Origin of the sequence: Aeromonas sp. SG16 (assembly GCF_024436135.1) — a bacterium.
Lineage (GTDB): Bacteria > Pseudomonadota > Gammaproteobacteria > Enterobacterales > Aeromonadaceae > Aeromonas > Aeromonas jandaei.
Window position 1 is genome coordinate 187850 of the sequence record NZ_JANFNW010000004.1, and the last position, 25790, is coordinate 213639.

Genomic DNA, 25790 nt, shown 5'->3' on the forward strand with positions numbered 1-25790 from the left:
CACAGTTTTTCATGATATAGCGCAATTTCAGACAGAATGTTGGTTGACTCACCAGAGAGTTCTAGTAAATTTACAAGCGGAATTTTCTTTGACTACTGAACAGTTAGGTAACTAAATATGACTATCAAAGTAGGTATTAACGGTTTTGGCCGTATCGGTCGTTTCGTATTCCGTCTGGCTTGCGAGCGTTCTGACATCGAAGTTGTTGGTATCAACGACCTGATCGATGTTGACTACATGGCTTACATGCTGAAGTACGACTCTACCCACGGTCGTTTCAAGGGTACCGTTGAAGTTAAAGACGGCAACCTGGTTGTAAACGGCAAAACCGTACGTGTTACCGCTGAGCGTGACCCGGCCAACCTGCGTTGGAACGAAATCGGTGTTGACGTTGTTGCCGAAGCTACCGGTCTGTTCCTGACCGACGAGACTGCTCGCAAGCACATCGCTGCCGGTGCCAAGAAAGTTGTTCTGACTGGCCCGTCCAAAGACGCGACCCCGATGTTCGTAATGGGCGTTAACCACGCTACCTATGCTGGCCAGGACATCGTTTCCAACGCTTCCTGCACCACCAACTGCCTGGCTCCGATCGCCAAAGTACTGAACGACACCTTCGGTATCGAATCCGGTCTGATGACCACCGTTCACGCTACCACTGCTACCCAGAAGACCGTTGATGGTCCGTCTGCCAAAGACTGGCGCGGTGGCCGCGGCGCGGCTCAGAACATCATCCCGTCCTCTACCGGTGCTGCCAAGGCTGTTGGCGTAGTTATCCCGGAACTGAAAGGCCTGCTGACCGGTATGGCTTTCCGTGTTCCGACTCCGGACGTGTCTGTTGTTGACCTGACCGTTAACCTGAAGAAAGCTGCCACCTACGCAGAAATCTGCGAAGCGATGAAAGCTGCTTCCGAAGGCTCCATGAAGGGCGTTCTGGGCTACACCGAAGACGAAGTTGTATCTACCGACTTCCTGGGTGAGCGTCAGACCTCCGTATTCGACGCCAAAGCTGGTATCCAGCTGACCGACAAGTTCGTTAAAGTTGTATCCTGGTACGACAACGAAATGGGCTACTCCAGCAAAGTTCTGGACCTGATCGCTCACATCACCAAGTAATTTGGGATGCGCAATCGCGTAGCTTGAAAAAGGCGGCCATGGGCCGCCTTTTTGTTTTCCGGTTTCCCTGATGACAGGAGTCCTCATGCAATCCATTCGTCCCCTGACAGCCAGCTGCCAGCTCGCCAACAATGCAGCCGGCCTGCCCGTTCTCACCGTCAACAACGACTATGCCAAGGCCGAGATCAGCCTGTTCGGTGGCCATGTGCTCACCTATCAGCGCCATGGCGAGCCAGCCTCCATCTGGTTGAGCGACAAGGCGGTGCTGGATGGCAGCAAGCCGATCCGTGGCGGTATTCCGCTCTGCTGGCCCTGGTTTGGCCCGGCGCCGGCCCGTGTCGGTAGCGGCAAGCCCTCCCACGGCTTTGCCCGCACCACCCTCTGGATGCTGGACGGGGTCTCCGACCATGCCGACGGCACGCTTGTCCATCTCTCTCTGCGCGACAGCGACGCCACCCGTGCCCTGTGGGATCACGCCTTCGAACTGGAGCTGGATGTGCTGGTTGGCAAGGAGCTTTCGCTGGTGCTGACCACTCGCAATACCGGCAGCCAGCCGCTGGTCTATAGCGGGGCGCTGCACACCTATTTGCAGATCAGCGCACCGGAGGCGGTGAGCGTCACCGGTCTTGGCGAGCCCTATGCCGACAAGCTGACCGGTTTGAATGGCCAGCAGCAGGGTGCATTGACCCTGAACGGGCCGCTGGATCGGGTCTACTGGCAGCCTGAGGCGTTGGTACGCGTACAGGATGGCGATCGCGAGATCCGGGTGGTAAGTGGCAACCATGACAGCACAGTGGTCTGGACCCCCTGGCTGGAAGGGGCTACGGCCATGGCTGACATGAGCGATGATGGCTATCGCACCATGCTCTGCGTCGAAGCCGCCATTGCTGGCGACGCGGGGGTGACCGTGGCGCCGGATGAAGAGCACTGCTTCTCTACCGTGATCATCTGAGCAGGATGAGATTCCGCTAAATAAAGAGGGCTCCCGCGGGAGCCCTCTTTGCATCTCGTTATCCCGGCAATCAGGCGTTGCCCTGGGTTTTCAATTTGAGTTCGGCAGCGAAGTTGAGCATGCGGTCGAGCGGGATGAGGGCCTTAACCCGCAGCGCTTCATCGACATGGATCTCGTGGCGCTCGGCACCATCGGTGAGCGCTTCCTTGATCGCCACCAGACCGTTCATCGCCATCCAGGGGCAGTGGGCACAGCTGCGGCAGGTGGCACCATCGCCACCGGTCGGCGCTTCCACCATCTCTTTCTCCGGACAAGCCTGCTGCATCTTGTAGAAGATGCCCCGGTCGGTCGCCACGATCAGCTTCTGCTGGGGTAGCTCTTTGGCTGCCTTGATCAGCTGGCTGGTGGAGCCGACCGCATCGGCCAGTTCGATCACCGAAGCGGGGGATTCCGGATGAACCAGCACGGCAGCGTCCGGGTTCTGCTCTTTCAGCTCGCGCAGGGCGCGGGCCTTGAACTCGTCGTGGACGATGCAGTGGCCCTGCCAGCGCAGCATCTGGGCGCCGGTCTTCTTCTCGATATAGGCACCCAGATGGCGATCCGGGCCCCAGATGATCTTGTGACCCAGACTGTCGAGGTGTTCGACGATCTCGAGCGCGATGCTGGAGGTAACGACCCAGTCAGCCCGCGCTTTGACGGCGGCCGAGGTATTGGCATAGACCACCACGGTATGATCCGGGTTGGCATCGCAGAACGCGGAGAACTGCTCGATGGGGCAGCCCAGATCAAGCGAGCATTCGGCCTCCAGCGTCGGCATCAGTACCCGCTTGTGGGGGCTCAGGATCTTGGAGGTTTCGCCCATAAAGCGCACCCCGGCGACGATCAGGGTCTGCGCCTCGTGATCGCGGCCAAAACGGGCCATCTCCAGCGAGTCACCAACAAAACCGCCGGTGGCTTCGGCCAGCGCCTGGATCTCGGGATCCGTGTAGTAGTGGGCTACCAGCACCGCCTTGCGCTCCTTGAGCAGTGCCTTGATCTCAGTCGTCAGGGCGGCTCTCTGCTCGGCACTCAGGGGCTGCGGTTTGGTCGGAAAGGGGTAGTCCATTTCGACTACCGGTGGGATACTGCTCAGTGCATTGCTCATTTGCGACTGTTCCATCAACGCTCGGGAAGGCAAAAATTATAACCAGAAGCCGGCTGCAAACCCATCAACAAATCGGGTGAGTGGCAAGTAGGGGAATATACTCAACTTATTCGTTGTTACTCTTGCCATAAGGAGTTGCCGCATGAAGCAACGTTCGCTCAAGTTCAAGCTCTTGTGTCTGACTATGGGGCTCTTTCTGCTCACCGGGTTGGCCATGACCTTGTTGCAATCGGCCTCTTTCAGTTCTCTTCGTACCATGGTGATGACCCAGACCAGCGATGCGCTGGAGCAGGAGGTCTCCCACAGCCTGCAATATCAGGCTGAGCGCTATGCCATCCAGATCTCCTCTCTGATGCAGAACTCCTACCAGGTCCCCCTGACGGTCACTGCCCAGATTGAAGCGGCCATGGCTAAACCGGAACAACGTCTCTCGCGGCCACAGGTGGAGTCGCTGCTCGGCAGCAGCTTGCAGCAGGCGAGCGGGATCAGCTCCATCTATGCCCAGTTTGAACCGAACGGCTACGATGGCGAGGATGCCAACTGGGTGGCCGGAGCCAGCCACTCGGTGGCGGGCAAGGGGAGCCTGGAGGTTTATTTCACCAAGGGGCAGGGGGGCGCCGTTACCCAGCAGCCGATCGATGCGGCTGCCAGCGAGGCCAAATTCGATACATCCGTCAACGAATTCGGCATCCGCAATAGCGAGTGGTATCTCTGTGGCCGCGATACCCGCCAGCCCTGCCTGATGGAGCCCTACCTCTACGAGATAAGCCCGGGCAACAAGATGCTGATGACCAGCCTGACCGTGCCCGTTCTCCACGACGGCAAATTTGTCGGTCTGACCGGGGTCGACATGAACCTGCCCATCTTCCAGCAACTGGCTGAAACGCTGGGCAAGAGCCTTTATGACAACAAGGCAGATGTCACCATCGTCAGCAAGATGGGGCTGATTGTGGGCAGCAACCGCTACGCCAACAAACTGGGTCGCCCGCTCAAGGAGGTGGGCCTTGCCCTGCCGACCGGCCAGCCGGTCAGCAGTGACAGCGACTTTATCCTCGAGCAACCGATCCGGGTCGATGTCGCCAATGCCCAGTGGTGGCTGATGATCAAGGTGCCCAAGGCGCTGGCGCTGAGCAAGGCGCGCAGCATTAGCAGCGATCTGGGCGCCCTGCTGCAGGATGCCCAGCAGCAGCAGGTGATGGCCATGGGAGTCATCACGCTGCTGGTGCTTGGCCTGCTGATTTGGTTCATCCAGACCATTACTGCGCCGCTGGCTCTGATCAGCCGTCATGTATCCCATCTCTCCAGCAACGAGGGGGACCTGACCCAGAAGATCGAGATTGATACCCACGCAGAACTGATAGAGCTGGGAAGTCATCTCAACGCCTTCCTTGGCAAGCTGCGCGGCATGGTTCAGAGCAGCAAGGAGATAGGCCAGCAGGTCAATGATCAGGCCAGAGGCATGAAGCAGACTGCCAACACCATGCGCCAGAGTCTGGATGAACAGCATCTGGAGCTGGAGAGTGTGGTCAGTGCCATGCACGAGATGAGCACTACCGCGGTCAGCGTCGCAGGGTATGCCGAGCAGGCAGCCGAGGAGTCGGAGGCTGCGACCCATCACATCAACAGTGCCCAGCAGACCTTGAGCAATGCGCGGCAGGAGATCCATACCCTGGTTGAGGATATGCACGAGGCTGACAAGGCGGTGGCACTGGTGGCCCAGCGCAGCGCCAATATCAGCCGGATCCTCGATGTGATCCGGGCCATCGCCGAGCAGACCAACCTGCTGGCTCTGAACGCCGCCATCGAGGCGGCCCGGGCTGGCGACATGGGGCGCGGTTTTGCCGTGGTGGCGGACGAGGTGCGAGCGCTGGCGACCAAGACCAGGGCGTCAACCGACGAGATAGGTCAGTTGATTGGTAGCTTGCAGGCCGAGGTGAACAGTAGCCAGCGCCTGATGAATACCGGCATCGAGCGCTCCAGCTCTACCGTGCAGGGAACCGAGCAGGCATTCGAGGCGCTCAATCTGGTCGTCTCCCAGATCCAGCAGATCCACGACCATATCAGTCAGGTCGCTACGGCTGCTGAGCAGCAGAGCGCCGTCAGCGACGATATCAACCAGAACCTGATGCGTATCGGCGACACCGCCAACGTGATTGGTCAGGAGGCCAATGCCAGTCATCAGCTCAGCGAAACGCTGGAGCAAGCGGCAACGGCACTGGCCAGCCAGCTGGATCGGCTGCGCACCTGATGGTGATGCAAACAAAAGCCCGCGATATCGCGGGCTTTTTTATGGCTTGTGGCTTGCGGGCGGTCAGGAGAGCGGTTCAACCAGCAGGATATGGGAGTCGGCTCCCACCACCCTGACTTGGGTGCCTGCCGGCAGTGGCTGGCTGCAGCGCACCGTCCAGACCGTATCATCCAGATGCACCCGGCTGGTGCCCTGCACGACATCATCGATCAGGGTCAGCTCACGGCCCAGATAGCTCTGCATCCGCTCGTTGATGGGGGCGGCAGCATCGTTGCCGGAGCGATCCCGGTTGTGCTGCCAGCGCCACCAGACCCAGGTGGTGAGCAGGGATTGCAGGGCGAACAGCAGCAGTTGCGCCTGCCAGCCGAAGGGCCAGACCAGCAGCAGCAGGCCCACCTCCAGCGCGGCGATGCCGGTCCAGAGCAGAAAACCCACCGACCCCAGCACCTCTATGGCCAGCAGCACGAAGCCGAGCCCCAGCCAGTGCCAGTGGGTCAGCCCCTCGAACAGGGTGATCATGACTTGCCGCCCTTGCCATCCTTGAACAGCTCGGCCATGCCGGCCACGGCGCCAATCAGGCTACCCGCTTCCAGCGGCATCATCACCACCTTGCTGTTGGGACCTTCACCGATGCGCGCCAGCGCTTCGGTATATTTCTGGGCCACGAAGTAGTTGATGGCCTGCAGATCCCCTTCGGCGATAGCCTTGGAGACCATGTGGGTCGCCTTGGCTTCCGCTTCGGCAGCCCGCTCGCGCGCTTCGGCGGCGAGGAAGGCGGCCTGACGCTCCCCCTCGGCTTTGAGGATCTGGGACTGTTTCTCCCCCTCGGCTTTCAGGATCTTGGACTGGCGCACCCCTTCGGCTTCCAGCACTTCGGCCCGTTTCTGGCGCTCGGCCTTCATCTGGGCGTTCATCGCTTCGACCAGTGCCTGCGGCGGGCGCACATCTTTAATCTCGATGCGGGTTACCTTGATGCCCCAGGGGGCGGTGGCGGCATCCATGGTGCGCAGCAGCTTCTCGTTGATTGTGTCGCGCTGGGAGAGCATCTCGTCAAGCTCCATGGCGCCGAGCACAGTACGCATGTTGGTCATGGTGAGGTTGCGGATGGCGCTGGTGAGATCGTTGACCTCGTAACCCGCTTTGCGGGCATCCACCACCTGCACAAAGCTGATGGCGTCGATGGTGACGTTGGCGTTGTCGCGTGAGATCACCTCTTGTGCCGGGATGTCCAGCACCTGCTCCATCATGATGATCTTGTGGCCGACCCGATCCACATAGGGGATCAACAGGTTGAGGCCCGGGGTCAGAGTGCGGGTGTAGCGGCCGAAGCGCTCGACAGTCCAGTTGAAGCCCTGTGGCACTATCTTGATGCCAGCACTCAGGGTTGCGATGACCAGAAATACAAAAATCCCTAGCACAATCAATGATTCGTTCATCATTAAGCTCCTTATGAAACACAGTCCATAGCCTAGGGTTTGCCCTTTGGCACTACAAGCGACTTTCGCTCTCTTTAGTCAGTAAATGGCTTTGCTAATTACCAAAGTGTCTTAAAAAGCATTTTTTATTATTTTGAGGGATAAGTGGCCCTGCCTATAGTCGCCCCATATTAGTCGTATTCCGAGGGATGGGTCGAAATGGATTATTTGCCGATGTTTGCCAAGTTGGACGGGCGCCCGGTGCTGCTGGTGGGCGGGGGCGAAGTGGCCCTGCGCAAGGCGCGCCTGCTGCTGGCGGCCGGTGCCAGACTGACCATCGTCTCCCCGGAGCTTGAACCCGAATTCACGGAATTTTCCGGTCGTTTTACCCATCTTGCCGAGCGCTTCACTCCGGCCCATCTGGCAGGCCAGATTTTGGTGGTGGCGGCGACCGACAACCTCGAAGTCAACGCCCTCGTTTATCAGAGTGCCAACCAGCTGGGTCTGTTCGTCAACGTGGTGGATGACCCCAAGCGTTCCAGCTTTATCTTCCCCTCGATCATCGATCGTTCGCCGCTGATGGTGGCTGTCTCCAGCGGGGGCAAGGCGCCGGTGCTGGTGCGCTTGCTGCGCGAGCGGTTGGAGAGCCTGCTGCCGCGCCATCTTGGCGGGCTGACCGAGCTCTCCGGCCGGGTGCGTGACAAGGCCAAGCGGGTGCTCTCCTCGATTTCCGATCGTCGCCGCTTCTGGGAGCGCGCCTTTGCCTCCAACACCCTCGCCAGCCTGATTGAAAAAGAGGATTGGCAAGGTGCCGAGCAGTGGCTGAGCGATGGCCTCGACCAGGCGAAAAGCGAAGTGGGGGAAGTGGTGCTGGTTGGCGCGGGCCCCGGCGATCCGGGCCTCTTGACCCTCAAGGCGCTGCAACAAATTCAACAGGCTGAAGTGGTGCTCTACGACCAGCTGGTCTCCGCCGAGATCCTCGATCTGGTGCGCCGCGATGCCACTCTGGTGTCGGTCGGCAAGAAGGCGGGCGCCCACAGCGTGCCGCAGGAGGAGACCAATCGCCTGCTGGTGGACTACGCCAAGGCGGGCAACCGGGTGGTGCGGCTGAAAGGGGGGGATCCCTTTATGTTTGGCCGTGGCGGCGAGGAGCTGGAAGTGCTGGCCGATGAAGGCATCCCCTTCTCGGTGGTGCCCGGCATCACGGCTGCTGCCGGTGCCACCGCCTATGCCGGTATTCCACTCACCCACCGTGATTACGCCCAGAGCGCCGTCTTTATTACCGGCCACTGTCAGAAAGAGGGCAAGGAGCCCGACTGGCAGCAGCTCGCCGCTACCAGTCAGACCCTGGTCATCTACATGGGGCTGATGCGCTCCGAGCATATCCAGCAGCAGCTGGTGGATCACGGCCGAAGCCAAGCCACCCCCATCGCCATCATCGAGCGCGGCACCACCGCCCGCCAGCGGGTGCTGACCGGCACCTTGGTCGATTTGGCCGAGCTGGCCAAACAGGCGGTGAGCCCGTCGCTTATCGTCATCGGCGAGGTAGTAGCCCTGCGCGAGCGGCTCGCCTGGTTTGGGGAGCAGAGTGGCAAGCAGCAGCGTGCTAACCCGGATCTCGATGGTTGCGACCTCAAGCTGGTGCAGTTGGCTTGAGCCAGAAAGAGCTATTTGATGCGGCTGCCGGTGCGGCCGCGCACTGAACCACCCCGCGCCCTGACCATGCGCGTTAGTAATGACCAGAGGACCAACATGGATCGTGAAAGATTGACCCACTTGCAGCAGCTGGAAGCCGAGAGCATCCATATCATCCGCGAGGTGGCTGCCGAATTTGAAAACCCGGTGATGATGTACTCCATCGGCAAGGACTCCTCCGTCATGCTGCATCTGGCCCGCAAGGCCTTCTATCCGGGCAAGATCCCCTTCCCCTTGCTCCACGTCGACACCGACTGGAAGTTCAAGGAGATGATCACCTTCCGCGACGAGACCGCCAAAAAGTACGGGCTGGATCTTATCGTCCACAAGAACCCGGAAGGGCTCGCCATGGGCATCAACCCCTTCGTGCACGGCAGCGGCAAGCACACCGACATCATGAAGACCGAGGGGCTCAAGCAGGCACTCAATAAATACGGCTTCGACGCCGCCTTCGGTGGCGCCCGCCGCGACGAGGAGAAGTCCCGCGCCAAGGAGCGGGTCTACTCCTTCCGTGACAAGTCCCACCGCTGGGATCCGAAGAACCAGCGCCCCGAGCTGTGGCGGGTCTACAACAGCCAGGTCAACAAGGGGGAGAGCATCCGGGTGTTCCCGCTCTCCAACTGGACCGAGCTCGATATCTGGCAATACATCTATCTGGAGAATATCGACATAGTGCCGCTCTACTTTGCGGCCCATCGCCCGGTGGTGGAGCGCAACGGTATCAAGATCATGGTGGATGACGATCGCATGCCGCTGACCGCCGAGGATGAGGTGAAGCAGGAGCTGGTGCGCTTCCGCACTCTCGGCTGCTACCCGCTGACCGGGGCCATCGAATCCGCTGCTACTACCTTGCCGGAAATTATTGAAGAGATGCTGCTCACCACCTCGAGCGAGCGGCAAGGGCGGCTGATTGACCACGATCAGGCCGGCTCCATGGAGCAGAAGAAGCGTCAGGGATATTTCTAAGGAGTCGTCAGCATGAACAGCCATATTCAGACCGCCATCACCGAACAGGGCATTGAAGCCTATCTGCACGCCCAGCAGCACAAGAGTCTGCTGCGTTTTCTCACCTGCGGCAGCGTGGATGACGGCAAGAGCACCCTTATCGGTCGCCTGCTGCACGACTCCCAGCAGATTTATGAAGATCAGCTCAAAGCGCTGGAGTCCGACAGCCAGAAGCTCGGCACCACCGGCGAGAAGCTGGACCTGGCGCTGCTGGTAGACGGCCTGCAAGCGGAGCGCGAGCAGGGCATCACCATCGACGTGGCCTACCGCTATTTCTCCACTGCCAAGCGCAAATTTATCATCTCGGATACCCCGGGCCACGAGCAGTACACCCGCAACATGGCCACCGGCGCCTCCACCTGTGATCTGGCCATCATTCTGATCGACGCCCGCAAAGGGGTACTGGATCAGACCCGTCGTCACAGCTTTATCGCGAGCCTGCTCGGCATCAAGCAGTTCGTGGTGGCGGTCAACAAGATGGATCTGGTGGAGTTCAGTCAGGAGGTGTTCGAGCGCATCAGTGCCGACTACCGCGAGTTCGCCAAGAAGCTCAGCGTCGATACCATCCATATCGTGCCGGTCTCGGCGCTGGACGGTGACAACGTGGTCAACCAGAGCGACAAGCTGGCCTGGTATCAGGGCGAAACCCTGCTCTCCCTGCTGGAGTCTGCCGAGGTGGAGCGCGAGCTGGAGCGCCACCCGGTGCGCCTGCCAGTGCAGTACGTGAACCGCCCCAACCTCGATTTTCGCGGCTTCGCGGGGACGCTCGCCTCCGGCATCCTGCGGGTGGGCGACAAGCTGGCGGTGTTGCCGTCCGGCAAGGAGAGCACAGTCACCCGTATCGTCACCTTCGATGGCGATCTGGAGTACGCCCTGCCGGGTCAGGCCATCACGGTCACCTTCGCCGACGAGATCGACATCAGCCGTGGCGACCTGCTGGTGGATGCCGCCAACCGTCCGCAAGTGACCCAGAACCTGCTGGCCCATATCGTCTGGATGGGGGAGGAGTCCCTGCAACCGGGCCGGGTCTACGACGTCAAGCTGGCCACCAAGAAGAGTCGCGGTCAGGTGGAGGCTATCCGCCACCGCATCGAGATCAACAAGCTCGACGAGCTGCCCGCAAGCGAGCTCAAGCTCAACGAGATCGGCCTGTGCGAGTTGAGCTTCACCGATCCGGTGGCGTTCGACCCGTATCAGGAGATCCGCGATACCGGCAGCTTTATCCTGATTGACCGGCTGAGCAACGTCACCGTCGGCGCCGGCATGATAGTGGAAGGCTTGGCCTCCAAGGCGGTAAAAGGACACTACAGCGAGTTCGAAATCGAGCTAAACGCGCTGGTGCGCAAGCACTTCCCCCACTGGCAGGCGCTGGCCATCGGCAACGACAGCGACAAGCAATAGCGCCTGGTGCCTCTCCCAAGGGAGAGGCAAATATTCCCTCTCCCTTGGGAGAGGGTTAGGGTGAGGGGCCTGATCCCGCCGAGGAAAAGAGGGGGCTGGGAGTGTTCCCTCTCCCTTTGGGAGAGGGTCAGGGTGAGGGGCGGGATTGCGCCGAAAAGAAGGAGTCTGGATGAATAACGTTGTATGGCACTCGCATGCGGTGAACAAGGCCAGCCGGGCCGAGGCCAAGGGGCAACGACCGCTGGTGATCTGGTTTACCGGGCTGTCGGGGGCGGGCAAATCGACTCTGGCGGGGGCGCTGGAGCAGGCGCTGGCCGCTGAGGGCAAGCACACCTATCTGCTCGATGGCGACAATGTGCGCCACGGCCTGTGCGGCGATCTCGGTTTCGATGATGCCGCGCGGCAGGAGAATATCCGCCGGGTCGGCGAGGTGGCAAAGCTGATGGTGGATGCGGGCATGATCGTGCTCACCGCCTTTATCTCGCCGTTTCGTGCCGAGCGCGAGCTGGTGCGCAGTCTCCTGGGAGAAGGGGAGTTTGTCGAGGTGTTTGTCGATGCACCGCTCGCCATCTGTGAAGAGCGCGACCCCAAGGGGCTCTACAAAAAAGCGCGTGCGGGGGAAATTCGCAATTTCACCGGTATCGACTCCGCCTATGAGGCACCGGAACAGCCGGAAATCCATTTGCTTAACACCGGCAAGCCGGTCGCTGCGCTGGTGGATGAGCTGCTGACCGCCCTGCGGCAGGGGAACTACCTGTAGCTGGATCGGAAGAACGTACAACAAGCGCCCGGCGGCCCTTAAGCTGGTCACCACAGGCGCTGATGAGCTGACGGCAGCCACTATAAGCAAAAGTTGGGTCATTATCGGAAAACCCATAAATTCAACTTATAGTGGCACCGGCAAGCCTTGAGCCACCCCAAGGCGGTCGATAGCAACCCCGCAAAGGGATCTTCCGATCCTTGCTTATATCGCGGCGGGGTTATTCGCGATTGTCCGAATACGCTGCGCTATTCGAACCTACGGGCTAAAGCTGCGGGGGTTAATCGGCTGATATCGATGTGCGTCACCGAGCATTGATAGCAGGGGGGGCGTTTGCCCCCTCCTATTATTTTCCAACTATTTTCTTTTCGTCTACGGGCCTCTGTTTTCAAGGGCGTGACCTAGAATGAAAAATTTGCTTGCTATGCCAATATATCCTTGAGTTTTTCTGTAAGAATATCTGAACGCTTTGTTATAAACTCATTGAAGTTTGATAATTTTAAACTGACATCAGGGATATGGTGGTTTTCTAAGAACTCTTTTTTAGGTTTTGATTCTAATTCTTTAGTGATCCATGATTCTAAGTCATCATTGTTCTTTGACATATTTTCATTGGCATCCAGCATTTGCAGGTTCTTTATAGAATTGTAAGTTTGCCAGCCGAATTTGTTTTTATCATCTTCATTTAACTCATTATACTTTGATGCGGGATGTAAGTGATCTTTATGAAAGTCGTTGTTTTTATAATCCAGTTGTGGAAAGAGAAGTGCTAATAAAGAAAATGCATATCTATCATCTTTTTGAGTCAATAGTAACTCTTCAATAAATTCAATGCTGATGCCTGTATCCTTACGGATTTCTTTATTTATTTCTTTTGCGGGGAATTCAACAATAGATTCTGACATTGGTGCAGTGACGACATTATCCGTGAAAGCCCTACGAATCTGATTTAAAACACTATCTGAAGTGCCACCGAATAGTTTTTTGACAAGCGAGACATGAAGCCATTTTTTAATTGTTTTTCTGTCGTTAGAATATTCGCTTTTAGTATGAAAATCTTTATATATCTTGCGGTGGTATATGTAGTATATTATTGGGATTAGTGCATTTTTTGACGTTAGTGTGGAATCCGTAAAGCCAAGTGATTTTGTAAAGTCGAAAGAAGATAAAATCGCATCACGAATATTATCCCATTCCTTTTCAAAATCTTCTGCATTTGATTTTGAAAAGTTTGTTACTTTAAATTTTATATCTTTGCTATGAAGGTAAAGAAATACTTTAAGAATAAAGTCTTTTGATATTGAAAATCCTTTATCACGAACAGTATCAACCAACCCGTGTATTTCTTTTCGTGCATCCTTTCTCAACCAGTTTGCAACGGCAATAGACATTATTAAATCAGAGAAATTTAAAGGTTCTCCACCACTATTTATTCTTATGAAAATATTTAGGGCCTTATCTATCTCCTGTTCTGTCTCTAGAAAAAAGTTAACAATTTGTTTAGAGTGAATCACATTTTTAAGGGTAGAGAGACTTCTATATGAAAACTCATTTTTTTTAAGCCCATACCGATCTAGGTATTGATTGAACTCAAAGTCATCAGAGAGACCGTAAATCTCTGATACACGAAACCACTTACTCTCATTAGCTGAATATTCTGAATCAGTAAGGAACTTAAATTCATATATCCTGCCATCTTCTTCATTCTCAAGAGGCATTGTTATGTTTAAATATAACCTTCTAGTCGGATAAACTCTTTCTGAATTCTCCTCTTTTAATCTTGGTATCCGATAAGCATAGCTACCTCTCAATCCTATATAGAGAGAGGTCAAACGTTGCTGACCATCCAATACGGCTGTAAAGTCATTATGACCAACAGTGTTGAATTCCTCATTATGAGTTTTATAGCGTTGCTTATATTCCTTTAAGAATTGATAAAATTTGAAATCTTGCTTGGTCTTACCCTCTACTCGCCAAAATAAAAAAGAGCTGATAGGGTAGTTTCTCATTATAGAGTCAAACAACCACTCTATCTTTTCATGATTCCATTCAAACTCCCGTTGAATAGACGGTAATAAGTAGCGGTTTTGCTCAATATTATTAATGGCTTCTGCAATAGTGATTGGTGTTTGGAAGGACATATTCACCCCATGTAAAGGTTTCAGGATATAATGCAGTGCTACAATGAGGATATCGTAGCGCAATGACTAATTATGTTGGTTGCACGCATGCTCGTAAAGCATCTGCAATATCTCTCCTATTCATCGTTATATAGTAACCATCTCGGTCAATCAATTCGTAATCCATGGAGCCACACCAACGATTAATTCTCCCATAGCCTGGAGCTCGTGGCATTATTCCATCTTTGCCAGGAGCACAGTGTTTGGCTAGATTCATGCGGAAAATCTCTATCATTCGATAAATGGGTTCAAGATTCCCCCACGTTTCTTCTATTTTATTTCTGTAAGTCGAGTCATCTTTAAATCTTAATAATTGCTTCTTTCTAGTTTCTATAGTTAAATTAATAGGGTCATCATAAGAGAATCCACTAATTTTGGGTTCAATTCCACCATTGTCGAATAGCTTGCGAAATTGAAACCGACGGTCTCTCCACATTCTCAGAACTTCATATAAACCATAAATCCACATTTGAGAAATTGCCGATACGGCCATAGCCGATTCAGTTGGTGTTTTATCGAGATTAAACCATTCTCGTAAGAGCGCGTATTCATATTCAGTTATAACTGAGTCGACTACACCGATATTTATCGCCTGCATTCCAAGATAGAGGTCATCTTCAAAAAACGGGAGCCGCTTGATGCCATCTGTAATGATGTTGAAATTTAATTCGTTCCATCCAATATAGGGAATGTTGTCATGAACTTCGTAATCGTGATGATCGTCCATCATCTCTCCTTGTGGCCTAATGATGGTTATCTCGTCTGTTGGGCTTGGTTCATGGCTGACTTCAACGAGAGGTTGCCAGGCGGATATGTTACCGAACGGGGCTGGGGTGAAAAGCGCCAGCGGGCCATTTCCTGAGCAAGATCAACAAATTAATCGGTTACGGGTGGCGATATGTTCGCTCAAGAGCAGTCGCCCATCAGCGCAGGGGAAATCGGAAGGGGAAAGCGGGAGTGTCGCCAGCTTGTTGGCAGACATTAAAAAACCACATGGGCCCAAGGGCCCATGTGGTTTTTCTGCGGTGATTGCTTGTTTTTATCTGGCTTAGCGAACCGGCACCACGCGGGCGGCTGGCATCTCGTAGCGGCTCTGGGTTGCCGGAGCCCCTTTCTGGAACTGGCGTACCAGACGGTTGAGCTCGCTCAGCTGGGTCACCAGCTGGGTGATGCCGTGGACGGCGTGCTGGCTGCCGACGCTGGAGTCATCGGCCAGGGTCTTGATGCTGAGCACGTTGCGGTTGATCTCGTCGGTGACGTGGGACTGTTCCAGCACCGCCTGGGCAATCTGGCCGCTGCCGGAGGCAACCTGCTGCAGCATGTTGTTGATTTGCTGCAGGATGGTGCCGGTGACCGATGCCTTCTGCTGGCAGCTCTCGGCCAGTTGGCAACCCTTCTCCATCGCCTGCTCTGCTTCGCCGGAGCTGTTCTGCAGTTCGGTGATCATCTTCTGGATTTCGCTGGTAGAGGATTGGGTCTTGATGGCGAGCGAGCGGATCTCGTCGGCGACCACCGAGAAGCCGCGACCCGCTTCACCGGCCCGGGCGGCTTCGATGGCGGCATTGAGGGCCAGCAGGTTGGTCTGGTTGGCGATGTTGTTGATCACATCGAGGATGCCGTCGATATCGCGGCAGTGACCGACCAGCGCGCTGATGACCGTTTTTGAGGTGGTCAGTTCGCTGTTCATGCCGGCGACGGCGGCGACGGTTTCGGTGACGCTGTCGTTGCCGCTCTTGAACAGATCGGCGGTCTCGTCCAGCAGGCTGGAGGAGTCGCTGGAGCTTTGCGATACCTCGCGAATGGACTCGGACATCTCGGTGATGGCGGTCGCTACCTGATTGGTCTCGGCCTGTTGCTGCTGCAGGTTTTCGGTGATGGATTCGGCGTTGCGCAGATCCCCCTCGGCAGCTTGCAGGATCCGGCTGCAGGTCTGCTGGGTGCGGGCCAGCACGGCGTTGAACTCGGCCTGATTCATCACCATCGAGAGCTCGATGGCGGCGATGTTGTCCACCTTGTTGGTGTAGAGCAGCTGCATCAGCGGGTTGTCGAAACGGCTGCGGGCCATTTTGTTGAGCTTGCCGAGGCGACGGGAGAGGGCGTTGAGGGTGATGGCGGCCACGGCCAGCGGAATGGCGGCCAGTGTCAGTTGCCAGCCCACGGTATGGGTGTAGCCAAAGCTGAGGATGGCGACCAGGCTCAGCAGCAGGCAGAGGTTGATGGCCAGAGTGTGGGAGAAGGTCGGCAGTTTCAGCGCCAGCGGCAGCTTGTCATTGCGCAGGTCGGCATAGATCTTCTCGGCCCGCTGTTTGATCTCTTCACTCGGTGCAGAGCGTACCGACTGGTACTCGACGACCCGGCCATTGCCATCCTTGATGGGGGTGACAAAGGCGCTGACCCAGTAGTGGTCGCCATTTTTGCAGCGGTTCTTCACCGGCCCCATCCAGACTTTGCCCTCTTTGATATGGTTCCACAGATCGGCAAAGGCCTGTTTCGGCATGTCCGGGTGGCGCACCAGATTGTGGTGTTGTCCCACCAGTTCGTCGGGAGTGAAGCCTGCAATCTCGCAGAACTCGTCGTTGGCGTAGGTGATACGACTCTCCAAATCCGTGGTGGAGATGAGGCTCTGGTGTTCCGGATAGAGGCGTTCGCGCTGGGTAACCGGTTGATTGACTCTCATGGCGTTGCTCCCGAACTGTGGTGGCTAAAGTTTGATCTACATCAAGAGTGTGTGCAAAGGATGGGCCATGCGCTGTCTTTAATGATTTTTATGTCATTAAAGGGCTGGTGAGCGTGGTAGTAGGGGTTTTGTTTTGCAAGTTGCAAAAAATGGGGGCGGTGAGGGGAGAGCGATCTGCATTTTGCACATCATTTTGAAGATGAGAGCAATGCAGATCGCCCTATTCGCAATAAGGGAGGGCTTGCCTCCCCGGGGTATTCAGGAACGGGTTCAGGGATGGCTTGCGGGAGTGGGCTCGGTGGTGGAGGGGGGCGGCTCGCTCGGTTGTTGCTGCACCTCTATCTGCATCCCCTGCACCAGCACTGTTTTCAGATCCTGCAGGTACTCATCCAGCGGGGCATCGGTGAGCAGCTGGGCCAGCTCGTTACCCACCGGTGTGAGCCGGTAGTAGAGCAGGGTGATGTTGTTCTGCTTGCGCTGCAGCCGCCAGCGCTGGTTGCCAAACTCCAGCTCCACCCCATCAGCGGGCAGCGGGCCGGACTCCAGCTCGCCCTTGTGCAGCAGACCCAGCTCGAACAGCTGCAGCAGGGCACTGTAGGGGAGACGATATTTGCCGAGCCCCAGCCGGGTTGCCTTGGCGCGGCTCAGCAGGCTGGCGCCCTTGTGCAGCCCCAGCAGCAGGCGCTGCTCGTCACTGCCCGCATAGTGGCAGGTGAGGGAGCAGATACGCTGAAACAGCTGGGCTTCGCGCTGGGTCATCTCCTTCAGGGTGGAGAGTGCCCTAATGGAGAAACGACCCGGGGTGGCAACCTCCAGCGCGAAGATCCGTCCCCACAGCTGCTGCATCGGCACCATGCTGATATCTTCCGCCAGTTGCAGGAAGCGGGTCAGCCAGTCGCTGTCCATCTCGCCGCCAGCGGCGGTCTCTTCACAATGACGGGAGGCCATCACCATGATGGCTTCCAGATTGCGCTGGCGGGCGGCCTGATCCGCCAGATGGCGAAAGGTGGCGCGCTGTTCGAAGGTGCTGTCGCTGTTGCGGGTGAGCATGCCGTCGATGCCGCGGCTGCGTGCCAGACGCAGAGTCTGCTCCTGACTGCTCAGGATCGAACTCTCTTTCTTGGGGGGGGGCAGATCGGCCATGCTGACTCCATTCGCACAGGTGCAGGAGGTGAATGTTACTCCAAGCCAGGTTTGAAGATAACAAAGCGGCCTCCGTGGAGGCCGCTTTTTTTGCAAAGGGAGGATTACTCCTCGTAAACGCTCACCTCCACCGCATCCATGGCGTAGGAGGCGGTGGCCATTTCGTGGCTGGAGCTGATGGTGCGCATCTTGCCCTTGACCCAGATGGCGTCCCACAGGTCATCCACCGGCGCTCCCTTGGGGTAGCTCACATAGACCACCTGATTGGTGGGCGGGGGCGGGACGTGGATGCAGGCGCCAAAGTAGGGAACCAGCAGGAAGGCGGTGATCTTCTTGGCATCCCCCTCCAGCGGTACCACGAAGCCCGGCAGCCGCACATTCTGCTCATTCAGCTTCTTGTTCACGCCACCCACAGGTTGCGGCACCGAGGCAAAGTTGCCGTCATGGTTGATCGGCGGGGGCGGCTGGATCTTCTCCCCCTGCGGGATGAGCACGTCCCAGTCGATGGTCTTGTAATCGTCTGCGGCCATGGCGGGCAGCGCCAGCAGGCTGGCGAGCAGCGCCACTATTTTCCACTTCATCATCTGTCCTTCTGTTTCTCTTTTGGGCGTCTCGCTAGACGCGAATACTCATGCCATCGCTCAGGCTGTAGCGGTAAGCGCGGGCGGCGGGGAGCAGGCCGATCACCATGCCCGCCAGCCACACCAGCCCCAGCAACTGCCACTCGTAGGCGCTTGGCAGTCCCAGACTCAGTTGCAGGCCATAGTGGCTGAGCAGCCAGGGGGTAGCAAGCCCCTGCCCGAGGTAGAGCACCGCCACCCCGAACGCGATGCCAACCGTGGTCAGCGCCATCGCTTCCAGCGCCAGCAGCAGGAACAGGTGGGCGGGGCCGGCACCGAGGGAGCGCAAGATGGCGAGCTCGCGGCGCCGTTCGTTAAGCCCGGCGAGCAAGGTGGTCAGCATGCCGATAAGGCCCGCCACCACCACAAAACCGGCGATGACCGACAGGGCGGTTTCCGCCACGCTCATCAGGCTCCACAGCTCCTGCAGGGCGGCGCCCGGCAGGATCGCCATCAGCGGCTCTCTGGGATAGGTGTTGATGGTGCGTTGCAGCTGGAACGCCAGAATGCGGTTGCTCAACCCCACCATAAAGGCGGTGATGGTTTTCGGGGTGAGATCCTGCGCCAGCGCCTGCTCGGGGGTGACGTTCTTGCTGTGGCGGCCGGTATCCCACCCGAGATGGATCGCCTCGATCCCCGCCAGCGGCACATGGATGGTGCGATCGATGGGCGTGCCGGTCGGCGCCAGAATGCCCACCACCTTGAACGGCAGGTTGTCGTGCTGGCTGAACGAGGTGTTGCCGGCGCCGTGGGCGATGACGATGGACTGGCCAAGGTGATAGCCGAGCTTCTCGGCTACCTGGGCGCCGAGTACCGCTTCAAACGGCGTGTCGAACGGTCGCCCCTCGCGCAACTGCAGCGACTGTTGCTGGCCGTACTTCAGGTGGGTGAAGTAGTCGCCGTTGGTGCCGAGCACCCGAAATCCCTTGTGGGAGTCGCCGAGGGAGAGCGGGATGGTCCAGGCGATGCCGGGGCGCTGCTTGATGGCCTGGTAGGAGTCCCAGCCCACGTTGTTGGTCGGGTTGCCGATGCGAAACACCGAGTAGAGCAGCAGATTCACCTGACCGGAGCGGGCGCCGACGATGAGATCGGTGCCCGAGACGGTATTGGCAAAACTGTCGCGCGCCTGATTGCGCACCCGCTCCACCCCGAGCAGCAGGGTGACGCTGATGGCGATGGCCAGCAGAGTAAGCCCGGCGGTGAGGCGGCGGGCCCAGAGACTTTGCAGGGCGAGAGTCAGCATGATGCCCTCCGGTTGAGCTGTTGCAGGTTCTCCACCCGCGGGAAGAGCGGTTCGAGATGAGGGTCGTGGCTGACGAAGATGAGGGTCGAACCCTGCTTGTCACACTCCTCGAACAACAGCTTGATAAAGGCGGCCCGGTTGTCGGTGTCGAGGGCCGAGGTGGGCTCGTCGGCGATCACCAGCGGTGGCGAGCCAATGAGAGCGCGTGCCGCAGCGACCCGCTGCTGCTGACCGATGCTGAGGGCGTGCACGGGGCGATGCAGCGCTTCGTCCGGCAGTTGCAGCTCTGCCAGCAGGCGGCGCGCCTCCTGTTGTGGCGAGGCTTGCAGCCGGCTTCGCTTCTCGGGGGAGAAGGTGAGCGCGGCGGTGACGTTATCCAGCACCGAGAGAAACGGCAGCAGGTTGAACTGCTGGAAGATGTAACCGAGATTGGCCGCCCGGAAGTGGTCACGGGCGCGGCCAGAGAGCTGGGCCAGTGGCTGGCCCAGCACCTCCAGGGTGCCGTGGTTGGCGGTCTGGATCCCGGCCAGCAGGCCGAGCAGCGTCGATTTGCCGGAGCCCGACGGCCCCTTGATAAAGACCCGCTCGCCCTTTGCAATGGTCAGGGTGGGCAGGTCGAGTACAACCTCGTGACCCGGCCAGGCAAAGGCCAGATCGCGGATCTCAACCACGGCGTTTTTCATGGCGTTACCAGCTCAGCTTGTTGGCGGACGGGGTCAGTTCGGCTGCGGTCTGGCCGGTGGGCAGGATCCCCTGCACGCTCAGCTTCTCAAGGCTCGGATAGACGCTGAACAGGGTCGCTTCAAGACCGGTGAGTTTGGCCGGGGTAGCGCAGGTGTAGGTATACATGGCGCCCATATCGGCGTGACCCGCTTCGTCATGATCATGGTGGTGCTCATGCTCGCCGCTGGCAGCCTTGTCATGGTCATGGTCATGGTCATGGTCGTGATCTTCTTTGGCGGCCTGCAGCTCCTGTTGGGTCAGCTTGCAGCCGGCGGCCGGGTCGAAGCGGAACATGGCGTCAGGCTGCTGGAGGCGGGCGATGGCCCTGGCATATTGCGCCTTCTCTTCATCGCTCTTGGCCGCGTGTTCAAAGCCCACCAGATCGGCGGCAGGGGCTTGCAGCTCGATCATCAGCTGGTCGCCATCGACCACCAGATTCAGGTGGCCGTGGCCGTGTTCGTGGGCGCCGTGGCTGTGACTTTCGTGTTCATCGTGATTGGCGTGCGCGGCAAAGGTGGCTACCGCCAGCAACAGGGTAACTGCTTTCATCTTGAATCCTTTTAATAACAAAAAGAGAACTTAAACAAAGGGATAGATAAAAGCGGAGAGCGGTGGCGCACGGATTGCGTAGCTGTGGGGCGGAGTGGCATCTGCCGAATGTTGCATGAGCGCAACAACAGGTGTGTCGGCTGTTTTATCAGCGTAACAATATGGGGTAGGGGTGATCGCCTGTTTGCCATCCAGATGGAGGGCGCAAACCAGGCAGTGGTGGTTGTCGTGACCGGGCAGGGCGGAGTCAAGCTGATGCCGGGCGAGCAGGGGTTGCAGCAACAACCAGCCCAGCAGCAGGATCCAGATTTTCAGCTTGATACGACCCATAGACCCTTATGGAAAGGGCGCCATCAGCGCCCTTTCACTCTGATTAGAGATGGGACTTGATGAGCCCCATCACGGTTGTGATGTTGTTGGCATCGAGCTGGCCATCTTTGGCAAACAGCACCTTGCCCTCTTTATCCAGCAGGATGATGGCTGAACTCTCCGGCGCCAGATCCCAGGCGTTGCGCGCCATACCCTTGGCATCCAGCACCAGTGCGGACCAGGGGAACTCTTTCTTGGTATCTTCGGCGCTGCTCTTCACAAAGCCGGAAGTACCCCAGATAGCGTCATTGCTGTTGATGATGGTGACGGTCTGGTACTTGTCATGGGGCAGATGAGCCGCCTTGATCGCCTCGATCATCGGTGCATTCAGCTCTTTGGCACTGGTGCGACCGGCGATGTGCTGGATCAGGAAGACCTTGCCGGTGAGCGTCTTGCTCTGCCACGGCTGGTAGCTGATCTCCTTGCCGCTGAGTACCAGCTCACCCTTGTCGCTGATATTGACCAGCGGAACCGGGTTCGCTTCCTTGATGTTGCTGGCGAAGGCGAGGCAGGGCAGCAGCGCCAAAGTAAGTACGAGATGTTTCATCCTGATGACACTCCATTTGTTATGTTATAACGAGTTTCAGATTGAGGGAATGGGCGAGCTTCATCCTAAACTGATCGGATCTGTTTAAAAAGTGTTAAATAGAATCGCAATTCGGAAGTGCCACCACCCCGTCGGTTTGATGAGGTGGGCTAGGATGGCATGACATCGATAAAAATCAATGAATTGGCAGCTGGTCTGAGCTCTAGGGTTCAGTAGAGCGGCTGGCTGACGAGGGGGATCCTGGCCAGCGCCATCTGCTGCACCATCAGCGGAGATCCGGTCAGCAATACCTGACGCTGGTTGTTGATCATCAGGGTATCGCCCTTGAGGCCGCTGTCGGCGGTGATGGCGAGCCAGGCAGGCGAGACGCTGCCGATGCTGATATCGGGATAGATGATGCTGAGCACATATTGCGGTGCCAGCTCTGCCAGCAGGCTTGCCATCAGCAGCGCCTTCTCGTCGCTGTCGGCCTTGTTCTCCTGCAGTGCCTGCAGCGGAGGGGCGAAGTGATCCATCTGCTCGGGCTGGGTCGGGATGGCGTTCAGCCACTCCTGTAGCAGACTGACGCTGGTGGCGAGATCCTTGGCGGCAAACTGGCGGGCCAGCGGCTTGAGGGAGTCCTTGAAGTGGTAGAAGAGCCGCGAGTAGTCGGGCCGCACGCAGGGTAGCTTGCGATTGGAGGGATGCACGCAGGGCACCACCATCATCTGGTAGAAGGCATCATCCTGATACTGCTGGTACGCCTGCCAGAAGAGCTGCGACTCCATGCTGTCGTCGTGCAGGGTGAAGGCCTGCTCCAGCGAGCGAAACTTGGTGGCGGTCTCGGGGCTGTACTGATTGATGAGATTGATGCTGTTGTAGAGCCTGGGTCCTATGTAGGCGTACAGGGTCTCCAGCGGCTTGGTGAGGGAGGCATCGAGCAGCTGCATCTCGTGCTGGCTCGCTGCCAGGGTCTGATCATCTGTGGTCAGCTGAAAGTGCTGGTGCTGACCGCTCGGCGATTGCCACTGCCAGCTCATCTGGATCTCGCTGGCATGAGCGGTGGTAGAGAGGGTCAAAGCGAGCAACAGCGCAGCGATTGGCTTCATGGCGGTGTTTCCTGCCGGGGATGATAATTAACAACTAGGTGAGACGGGGCCAGTTTGGCGATGTTTCGTTTTGTGAACCGGATAACAGACTGATGTGGCTTTAAATTTAATTGTGAAAAAAAGTCACAAGGAGGGGTTATGAAGCTGTGGCTCTTGGGATGGCTGGTGGCGATGAGCCTGCCAGCAGTGGCGGGGCCTGTCATCGTCAGCAAGGGAGATGACGGTATCGATGCCTTTGCCCTGCGCGACAAGCTGGCGCGCGAACATGAGTGGCAGGAGTGGTTGCGCTTCCAGCAGGCCATCAAGTGGCTGGAGGTGCTGCCGGTCAATTGCGAGCTGGTGAGTCAGAAGGAAGGGGGGTATCGCTGTGGGAGCGATTACTACCGTCCCTACCAGCAGCAAGATGGCCGTGAAATATATATTCAGGGGGATCCTGCTGGCGAAACACCCCCAAATTTGCCGCAACAACCCACTAAAAAGGCGCCATAAGGCGCCTTTTTCATCCGCGGGTTGCGCTTACTTGGCAGCGTAACGCTCGGCAGAGGTTTTGATCTCGGCTTCGGCAGCGGCCTTGTCGCCCCAACCTTCAACCTTGACCCATTTGCCTGCTTCCAGCTCTTTGTAGCGCTCGAAGAAGTGCTGGATCTGTGCTTTCAGCAGTTCCGGCAGATCGTTCACATCCTGGATGTGGTCGTACTGCTTGGTCAGCTTGGAGTGCGGTACGGCAACGATCTTGGCATCTTCGCCAGATTCGTCGGTCATCTTCAGCACGCCAACCGGGCGGCAGCGGATGACGGAGCCTGCCAGCAGCGGGTAGGGGGTCGGAACCAGTACGTCGACGGGGTCACCATCCAGAGAGAGGGTCGCGTTCACATAGCCGTAGTTGCACGGATAGAACATGGGGGTGGACATGAAGCGATCCACGAAAATCGCGCCGCTATCCTTGTCGACTTCGTATTTGATCGGGTCGGCATTCTGCGGGATTTCGATGATGACGTAGATATCGTCGGGCAGGCTCTTGCCGGCCGGTACCAGGTTCAGGCTCATGATATTTCCTTGGTTTTAATATCGGGTTTGCAGGCCGACATTATAGCGATGTGATGTTAAATGACCATATTTCAGCGGATATCGCCGCCAAAGAGAGGGGATGTTTGTCGCGGGGGGATAGTAGGTGTGTGCCAAATGCAACAAATCGGCTGTTTTTATGCCATACCGGTGAGTTGCGTGACCGGTATGGCATGGATTCAGAGCGAGTAGGGAAGCCGAGATTCGTTGACCAGTCGGGCGAGAGCGGCCACGACATGGGGGTCAAACTGGGTGCCGGAGCGCGACTGGATGTACTCCATGGTTTGCTCCAACGTCCAGGGCTCCTTGTAGGGGCGTTTGCTGAGCAGGGCATCGAACACATCGACCACCGCCACAATCCGCGCCGAGAGCGGGATCTGCTGGCCAGCCAGCCGTTCGGGGTAACCCTTGCCGTCAAAATGCTCGTGGTGGCCACGGGCAATTTCAGCACCGAGCGACAGGTAGCTAGTGCCCTCCACCATTTCGCCCGCCTTGTGCAGTATGTTGGCGCCGATGCCGGCATGCTGCTCCATGATGGCCCGCTCGTCGGGATCGAAACGCCCCGGCTTGTGCAGGATATGATCCGGCGTGCCCACCTTGCCCACATCGTGCAGGATGGAGGCCATGCCGATCATCTCGACAAACTCGGGGGTGAGCTGCTCGGGGTAGGCGGCCATCTGCTGCAGCTCTTCCACCAGAGCATCGGAGAGCTTCTGGACCCGCAAGACGTGTTCGCCGGTGTCCGAGTCGCGGAACTCTGCCAGCGCAGCCAGCGCCACTACGGTCGCCTCCTGAGCGCGCAGCAGCTGGTTGTAGAGATAGAGGTTGTCATAGGCGGCGGAGATACGTTGGCAGAACACATCCAGCAGGTCGCACTCTAAGGGATCGAGGGGCTGGGTGGGGGTAAAGCTCAGTACGAACTCCCGGCCATTCTGGGCAGCGATATAGAGCGAGTCCTGCGGGTGTTCAAAGCGGTTACAGCGGGCCGCCAGCGCCTTGGTCACCGACTCGTTGAGGGTCGGGAAGTCGGTGAGACTCCCCTGACTCAGCAGGGTTTCATAGTCACCGGTAGCCGCCAGGATCTCCAGTTTTTGCTCGCCCGGGCGGCGTTCGGCGCAGATGGCGCCCTCGGTACCGACGTCCAGAATAGCGCTGATCTGTTTGAGCACGCCGGAGGCAAATTCCTTGAGCGAATGGAGATGGTAGAGGTCTCCCGCCCCTTCCAGGATCTTGCCAAGACCCTGGCGGCTCTTGTCGATGGCACTCAGCGTTTCATACGAGCGCAAGGAGGCGATGACGGTGGTGTAGAGCTTTTGTACCGTCAGCTCGGTCTTGGTTTTGTAGTCATTGATGTCGTAATCGAGGATCACCCGCTGCTCTGGCGCCTGCCCGGGTTGGCCGGTCCGCAGCACGATGCGCACCAGCGAGTTGCGCATTTCGTTGCGGATCCTGTGCACCAGCCGCAGGCCCGCGTCTTCTGTCTCCATCACCACATCCAGCAGGATCAGGGCAATTTTGGGATTGGCCTCCAGCATGGTGGCGGCTTCGGTACCGCTGTAGGCATTGAGCAGTTCGAGCGGGCGGGATTTGTACTGAATATTGGAGAGGGCAAGCCGGGTGGCATGATGAATGTCGGGCTCATCATCCACGATCAGCACCTGCCAGGGGTTGAGTGCCTTGGGGGTTACGACTTCTTCGTCATCGAGTTCGATGATGTCGTCATCCAGCCAAATGTCGTCCTTGTCTTGGGCACTGCTCATATCGGTTACGCCTCCGGCGTTCAATGAGTATGTAAACAGTATGCACGATCATGCTCGGTAGACGCATCAGCTTAAATGCAGATCGTGAGCTTG

Annotated in this window: 24 protein-coding genes; 8 read left to right on the top strand and 16 right to left on the bottom strand. The window is 57.6% G+C overall.

The window, feature by feature from the left end; all coding sequences use genetic code 11:
* The first annotated feature begins 117 nt into the window (after positions 1–117).
* Positions 118–1113, top strand: a complete 996-nt coding sequence (gene gap, locus NOM67_RS12660) for a type I glyceraldehyde-3-phosphate dehydrogenase (RefSeq protein ID WP_033113224.1) — start codon at positions 118–120, stop codon at positions 1111–1113.
* A gap of 85 nt (positions 1114–1198) precedes the next feature.
* Complete coding sequence (locus tag NOM67_RS12665) at positions 1199–2065, top strand: D-hexose-6-phosphate mutarotase (protein ID WP_255937558.1); 867 nt, start codon at positions 1199–1201, stop codon at positions 2063–2065.
* Positions 2066–2135: 70 nt separating this feature from the next.
* Here NOM67_RS12665 and nadA read toward each other — a convergent pair whose 3' ends face one another.
* Positions 2136–3209: a quinolinate synthase NadA gene (gene nadA / locus NOM67_RS12670; RefSeq protein ID WP_255937561.1), complete on the bottom strand. Its 1074-nt coding sequence runs from the start codon at positions 3207–3209 to the stop codon at positions 2136–2138.
* A 142-nt stretch (positions 3210–3351) separates the two neighbouring features.
* On the opposite strand from nadA, the gene NOM67_RS12675 reads away from it, so the two are divergent.
* The gene (locus NOM67_RS12675) at positions 3352–5457 is read left to right on the top strand and encodes a methyl-accepting chemotaxis protein (RefSeq protein WP_104016395.1); all 2106 of its coding nucleotides are present in this window, start codon (positions 3352–3354) and stop codon (positions 5455–5457) included.
* 63 nt (positions 5458–5520) lie between these two features.
* Here NOM67_RS12675 and NOM67_RS12680 read toward each other — a convergent pair whose 3' ends face one another.
* Entirely contained in the window at positions 5521–5976 is a 456-nt protein-coding gene (locus NOM67_RS12680; RefSeq protein WP_198505759.1) for an NfeD family protein, read from the bottom strand.
* The gene (locus NOM67_RS12685; protein ID WP_203977851.1) at positions 5973–6893 is read right to left on the bottom strand and encodes an SPFH domain-containing protein; all 921 of its coding nucleotides are present in this window, start codon (positions 6891–6893) and stop codon (positions 5973–5975) included. Before NOM67_RS12685 ends, NOM67_RS12680 begins: the two co-directional genes overlap by 4 nt.
* Positions 6894–7091: 198 nt before the next feature.
* On the opposite strand from NOM67_RS12685, the gene cysG reads away from it, so the two are divergent.
* The 4 genes from cysG to cysC all read left to right on the top strand — a co-directional run bounded on the left by cysG (position 7092) and on the right by cysC (position 11733).
* The gene (cysG, locus tag NOM67_RS12690; RefSeq protein ID WP_255937570.1) at positions 7092–8528 is read left to right on the top strand and encodes a siroheme synthase CysG; all 1437 of its coding nucleotides are present in this window, start codon (positions 7092–7094) and stop codon (positions 8526–8528) included.
* Between the two features lie 66 nt (positions 8529–8594).
* Positions 8595–9533, top strand: a complete 939-nt coding sequence (gene cysD / locus NOM67_RS12695; protein WP_255937729.1) for a sulfate adenylyltransferase subunit CysD — start codon at positions 8595–8597, stop codon at positions 9531–9533.
* A gap of 12 nt (positions 9534–9545) precedes the next feature.
* On the top strand, positions 9546–10973 hold the full coding sequence (gene cysN / locus NOM67_RS12700) for a sulfate adenylyltransferase subunit CysN (RefSeq protein ID WP_255937573.1): 1428 nt from the start codon (positions 9546–9548) through the stop codon (positions 10971–10973).
* A gap of 169 nt (positions 10974–11142) precedes the next feature.
* Positions 11143–11733, top strand: a complete 591-nt coding sequence (gene cysC / locus NOM67_RS12705) for an adenylyl-sulfate kinase (RefSeq protein WP_255937575.1) — start codon at positions 11143–11145, stop codon at positions 11731–11733.
* Between the two features lie 422 nt (positions 11734–12155).
* Here the strand turns inward: cysC and NOM67_RS12710 are convergent, their stop codons facing one another.
* The 11 genes from NOM67_RS12710 to NOM67_RS12760 all read right to left on the bottom strand — a co-directional run bounded on the left by NOM67_RS12710 (position 12156) and on the right by NOM67_RS12760 (position 22872).
* A complete protein-coding gene (locus NOM67_RS12710; RefSeq protein ID WP_255937577.1) occupies positions 12156–13874 on the bottom strand; it encodes a DUF262 domain-containing protein in 1719 nt (572 codons plus the stop codon).
* A 70-nt stretch (positions 13875–13944) separates the two neighbouring features.
* On the bottom strand, positions 13945–14640 hold the full coding sequence (locus NOM67_RS12715; RefSeq protein WP_255937580.1) for a hypothetical protein: 696 nt from the start codon (positions 14638–14640) through the stop codon (positions 13945–13947).
* A gap of 321 nt (positions 14641–14961) precedes the next feature.
* A complete protein-coding gene (locus NOM67_RS12720; protein WP_255937583.1) occupies positions 14962–16590 on the bottom strand; it encodes a PAS domain-containing methyl-accepting chemotaxis protein in 1629 nt (542 codons plus the stop codon).
* A gap of 270 nt (positions 16591–16860) precedes the next feature.
* The gene (locus tag NOM67_RS12725) at positions 16861–17733 is read right to left on the bottom strand and encodes a TIGR03899 family protein (RefSeq protein WP_033113048.1); all 873 of its coding nucleotides are present in this window, start codon (positions 17731–17733) and stop codon (positions 16861–16863) included.
* Positions 17734–17837: 104 nt separating this feature from the next.
* Positions 17838–18317: a DUF3299 domain-containing protein gene (locus NOM67_RS12730; protein WP_124241686.1), complete on the bottom strand. Its 480-nt coding sequence runs from the start codon at positions 18315–18317 to the stop codon at positions 17838–17840.
* A 31-nt stretch (positions 18318–18348) separates the two neighbouring features.
* Complete coding sequence (locus NOM67_RS12735; protein WP_201909092.1) at positions 18349–19596, bottom strand: ABC transporter permease; 1248 nt, start codon at positions 19594–19596, stop codon at positions 18349–18351.
* Positions 19590–20279: an ABC transporter ATP-binding protein gene (locus tag NOM67_RS12740; protein ID WP_041210239.1), complete on the bottom strand. Its 690-nt coding sequence runs from the start codon at positions 20277–20279 to the stop codon at positions 19590–19592. The genes NOM67_RS12735 and NOM67_RS12740 overlap by 7 nt, the downstream gene beginning before the upstream one ends.
* A gap of 4 nt (positions 20280–20283) precedes the next feature.
* Entirely contained in the window at positions 20284–20868 is a 585-nt protein-coding gene (locus NOM67_RS12745; RefSeq protein ID WP_255937593.1) for a DUF2796 domain-containing protein, read from the bottom strand.
* 30 nt (positions 20869–20898) lie between these two features.
* Positions 20899–21198, bottom strand: coding sequence for a DUF2607 family protein (locus NOM67_RS12750; RefSeq protein WP_182926207.1), 300 nt, complete (start codon positions 21196–21198; stop codon positions 20899–20901).
* Between the two features lie 43 nt (positions 21199–21241).
* On the bottom strand, positions 21242–21784 hold the full coding sequence (locus tag NOM67_RS12755) for a YtfJ family protein (protein ID WP_255937598.1): 543 nt from the start codon (positions 21782–21784) through the stop codon (positions 21242–21244).
* Positions 21785–21993: 209 nt separating this feature from the next.
* Positions 21994–22872, bottom strand: a complete 879-nt coding sequence (locus tag NOM67_RS12760; RefSeq protein ID WP_255937600.1) for a hypothetical protein — start codon at positions 22870–22872, stop codon at positions 21994–21996.
* Positions 22873–23010: 138 nt separating this feature from the next.
* Between NOM67_RS12760 and NOM67_RS12765 the strand changes: the two genes are divergently transcribed.
* Positions 23011–23361, top strand: coding sequence for a hypothetical protein (locus NOM67_RS12765; RefSeq protein ID WP_033113056.1), 351 nt, complete (start codon positions 23011–23013; stop codon positions 23359–23361).
* Positions 23362–23388: 27 nt separating this feature from the next.
* On the opposite strand, the gene ppa is transcribed toward NOM67_RS12765, so the two are convergent.
* Entirely contained in the window at positions 23389–23919 is a 531-nt protein-coding gene (gene ppa / locus NOM67_RS12770; protein WP_005335667.1) for an inorganic diphosphatase, read from the bottom strand.
* A gap of 197 nt (positions 23920–24116) precedes the next feature.
* Entirely contained in the window at positions 24117–25697 is a 1581-nt protein-coding gene (locus NOM67_RS12775; protein WP_139396191.1) for a DUF3369 domain-containing protein, read from the bottom strand.
* Positions 25698–25790: the final 93 nt, after the last annotated feature.

Bases quoted from the DNA above. Each gene is read 5' to 3' on its own strand.
- gap (WP_033113224.1), top strand. From the start codon at position 118: ATGACTATCAAAGTAGGTATTAACGGTTTTGGCCGTATCGGTCGTTTC.
- NOM67_RS12665 (WP_255937558.1), top strand. From the start codon at position 1,199: ATGCAATCCATTCGTCCCCTGACAGCCAGCTGCCAGCTCGCCAACAAT.
- nadA (WP_255937561.1), bottom strand. From the start codon at position 3,209: ATGAGCAATGCACTGAGCAGTATCCCACCGGTAGTCGAAATGGACTAC.
- NOM67_RS12675 (WP_104016395.1), top strand. From the start codon at position 3,352: ATGAAGCAACGTTCGCTCAAGTTCAAGCTCTTGTGTCTGACTATGGGG.
- NOM67_RS12680 (WP_198505759.1), bottom strand. From the start codon at position 5,976: ATGATCACCCTGTTCGAGGGGCTGACCCACTGGCACTGGCTGGGGCTC.
- NOM67_RS12685 (WP_203977851.1), bottom strand. From the start codon at position 6,893: ATGAACGAATCATTGATTGTGCTAGGGATTTTTGTATTTCTGGTCATC.
- cysG (WP_255937570.1), top strand. From the start codon at position 7,092: ATGGATTATTTGCCGATGTTTGCCAAGTTGGACGGGCGCCCGGTGCTG.
- cysD (WP_255937729.1), top strand. From the start codon at position 8,595: ATGCGCGTTAGTAATGACCAGAGGACCAACATGGATCGTGAAAGATTG.
- cysN (WP_255937573.1), top strand. From the start codon at position 9,546: ATGAACAGCCATATTCAGACCGCCATCACCGAACAGGGCATTGAAGCC.
- cysC (WP_255937575.1), top strand. From the start codon at position 11,143: ATGAATAACGTTGTATGGCACTCGCATGCGGTGAACAAGGCCAGCCGG.
- NOM67_RS12710 (WP_255937577.1), bottom strand. From the start codon at position 13,874: ATGTCCTTCCAAACACCAATCACTATTGCAGAAGCCATTAATAATATT.
- NOM67_RS12715 (WP_255937580.1), bottom strand. From the start codon at position 14,640: ATGGACGATCATCACGATTACGAAGTTCATGACAACATTCCCTATATT.
- NOM67_RS12720 (WP_255937583.1), bottom strand. From the start codon at position 16,590: ATGAGAGTCAATCAACCGGTTACCCAGCGCGAACGCCTCTATCCGGAA.
- NOM67_RS12725 (WP_033113048.1), bottom strand. From the start codon at position 17,733: ATGGCCGATCTGCCCCCCCCCAAGAAAGAGAGTTCGATCCTGAGCAGT.
- NOM67_RS12730 (WP_124241686.1), bottom strand. From the start codon at position 18,317: ATGATGAAGTGGAAAATAGTGGCGCTGCTCGCCAGCCTGCTGGCGCTG.
- NOM67_RS12735 (WP_201909092.1), bottom strand. From the start codon at position 19,596: ATGCTGACTCTCGCCCTGCAAAGTCTCTGGGCCCGCCGCCTCACCGCC.
- NOM67_RS12740 (WP_041210239.1), bottom strand. From the start codon at position 20,279: ATGAAAAACGCCGTGGTTGAGATCCGCGATCTGGCCTTTGCCTGGCCG.
- NOM67_RS12745 (WP_255937593.1), bottom strand. From the start codon at position 20,868: ATGAAAGCAGTTACCCTGTTGCTGGCGGTAGCCACCTTTGCCGCGCAC.
- NOM67_RS12750 (WP_182926207.1), bottom strand. From the start codon at position 21,198: ATGGGTCGTATCAAGCTGAAAATCTGGATCCTGCTGCTGGGCTGGTTG.
- NOM67_RS12755 (WP_255937598.1), bottom strand. From the start codon at position 21,784: ATGAAACATCTCGTACTTACTTTGGCGCTGCTGCCCTGCCTCGCCTTC.
- NOM67_RS12760 (WP_255937600.1), bottom strand. From the start codon at position 22,872: ATGAAGCCAATCGCTGCGCTGTTGCTCGCTTTGACCCTCTCTACCACC.
- NOM67_RS12765 (WP_033113056.1), top strand. From the start codon at position 23,011: ATGAAGCTGTGGCTCTTGGGATGGCTGGTGGCGATGAGCCTGCCAGCA.
- ppa (WP_005335667.1), bottom strand. From the start codon at position 23,919: ATGAGCCTGAACCTGGTACCGGCCGGCAAGAGCCTGCCCGACGATATC.
- NOM67_RS12775 (WP_139396191.1), bottom strand. From the start codon at position 25,697: ATGAGCAGTGCCCAAGACAAGGACGACATTTGGCTGGATGACGACATC.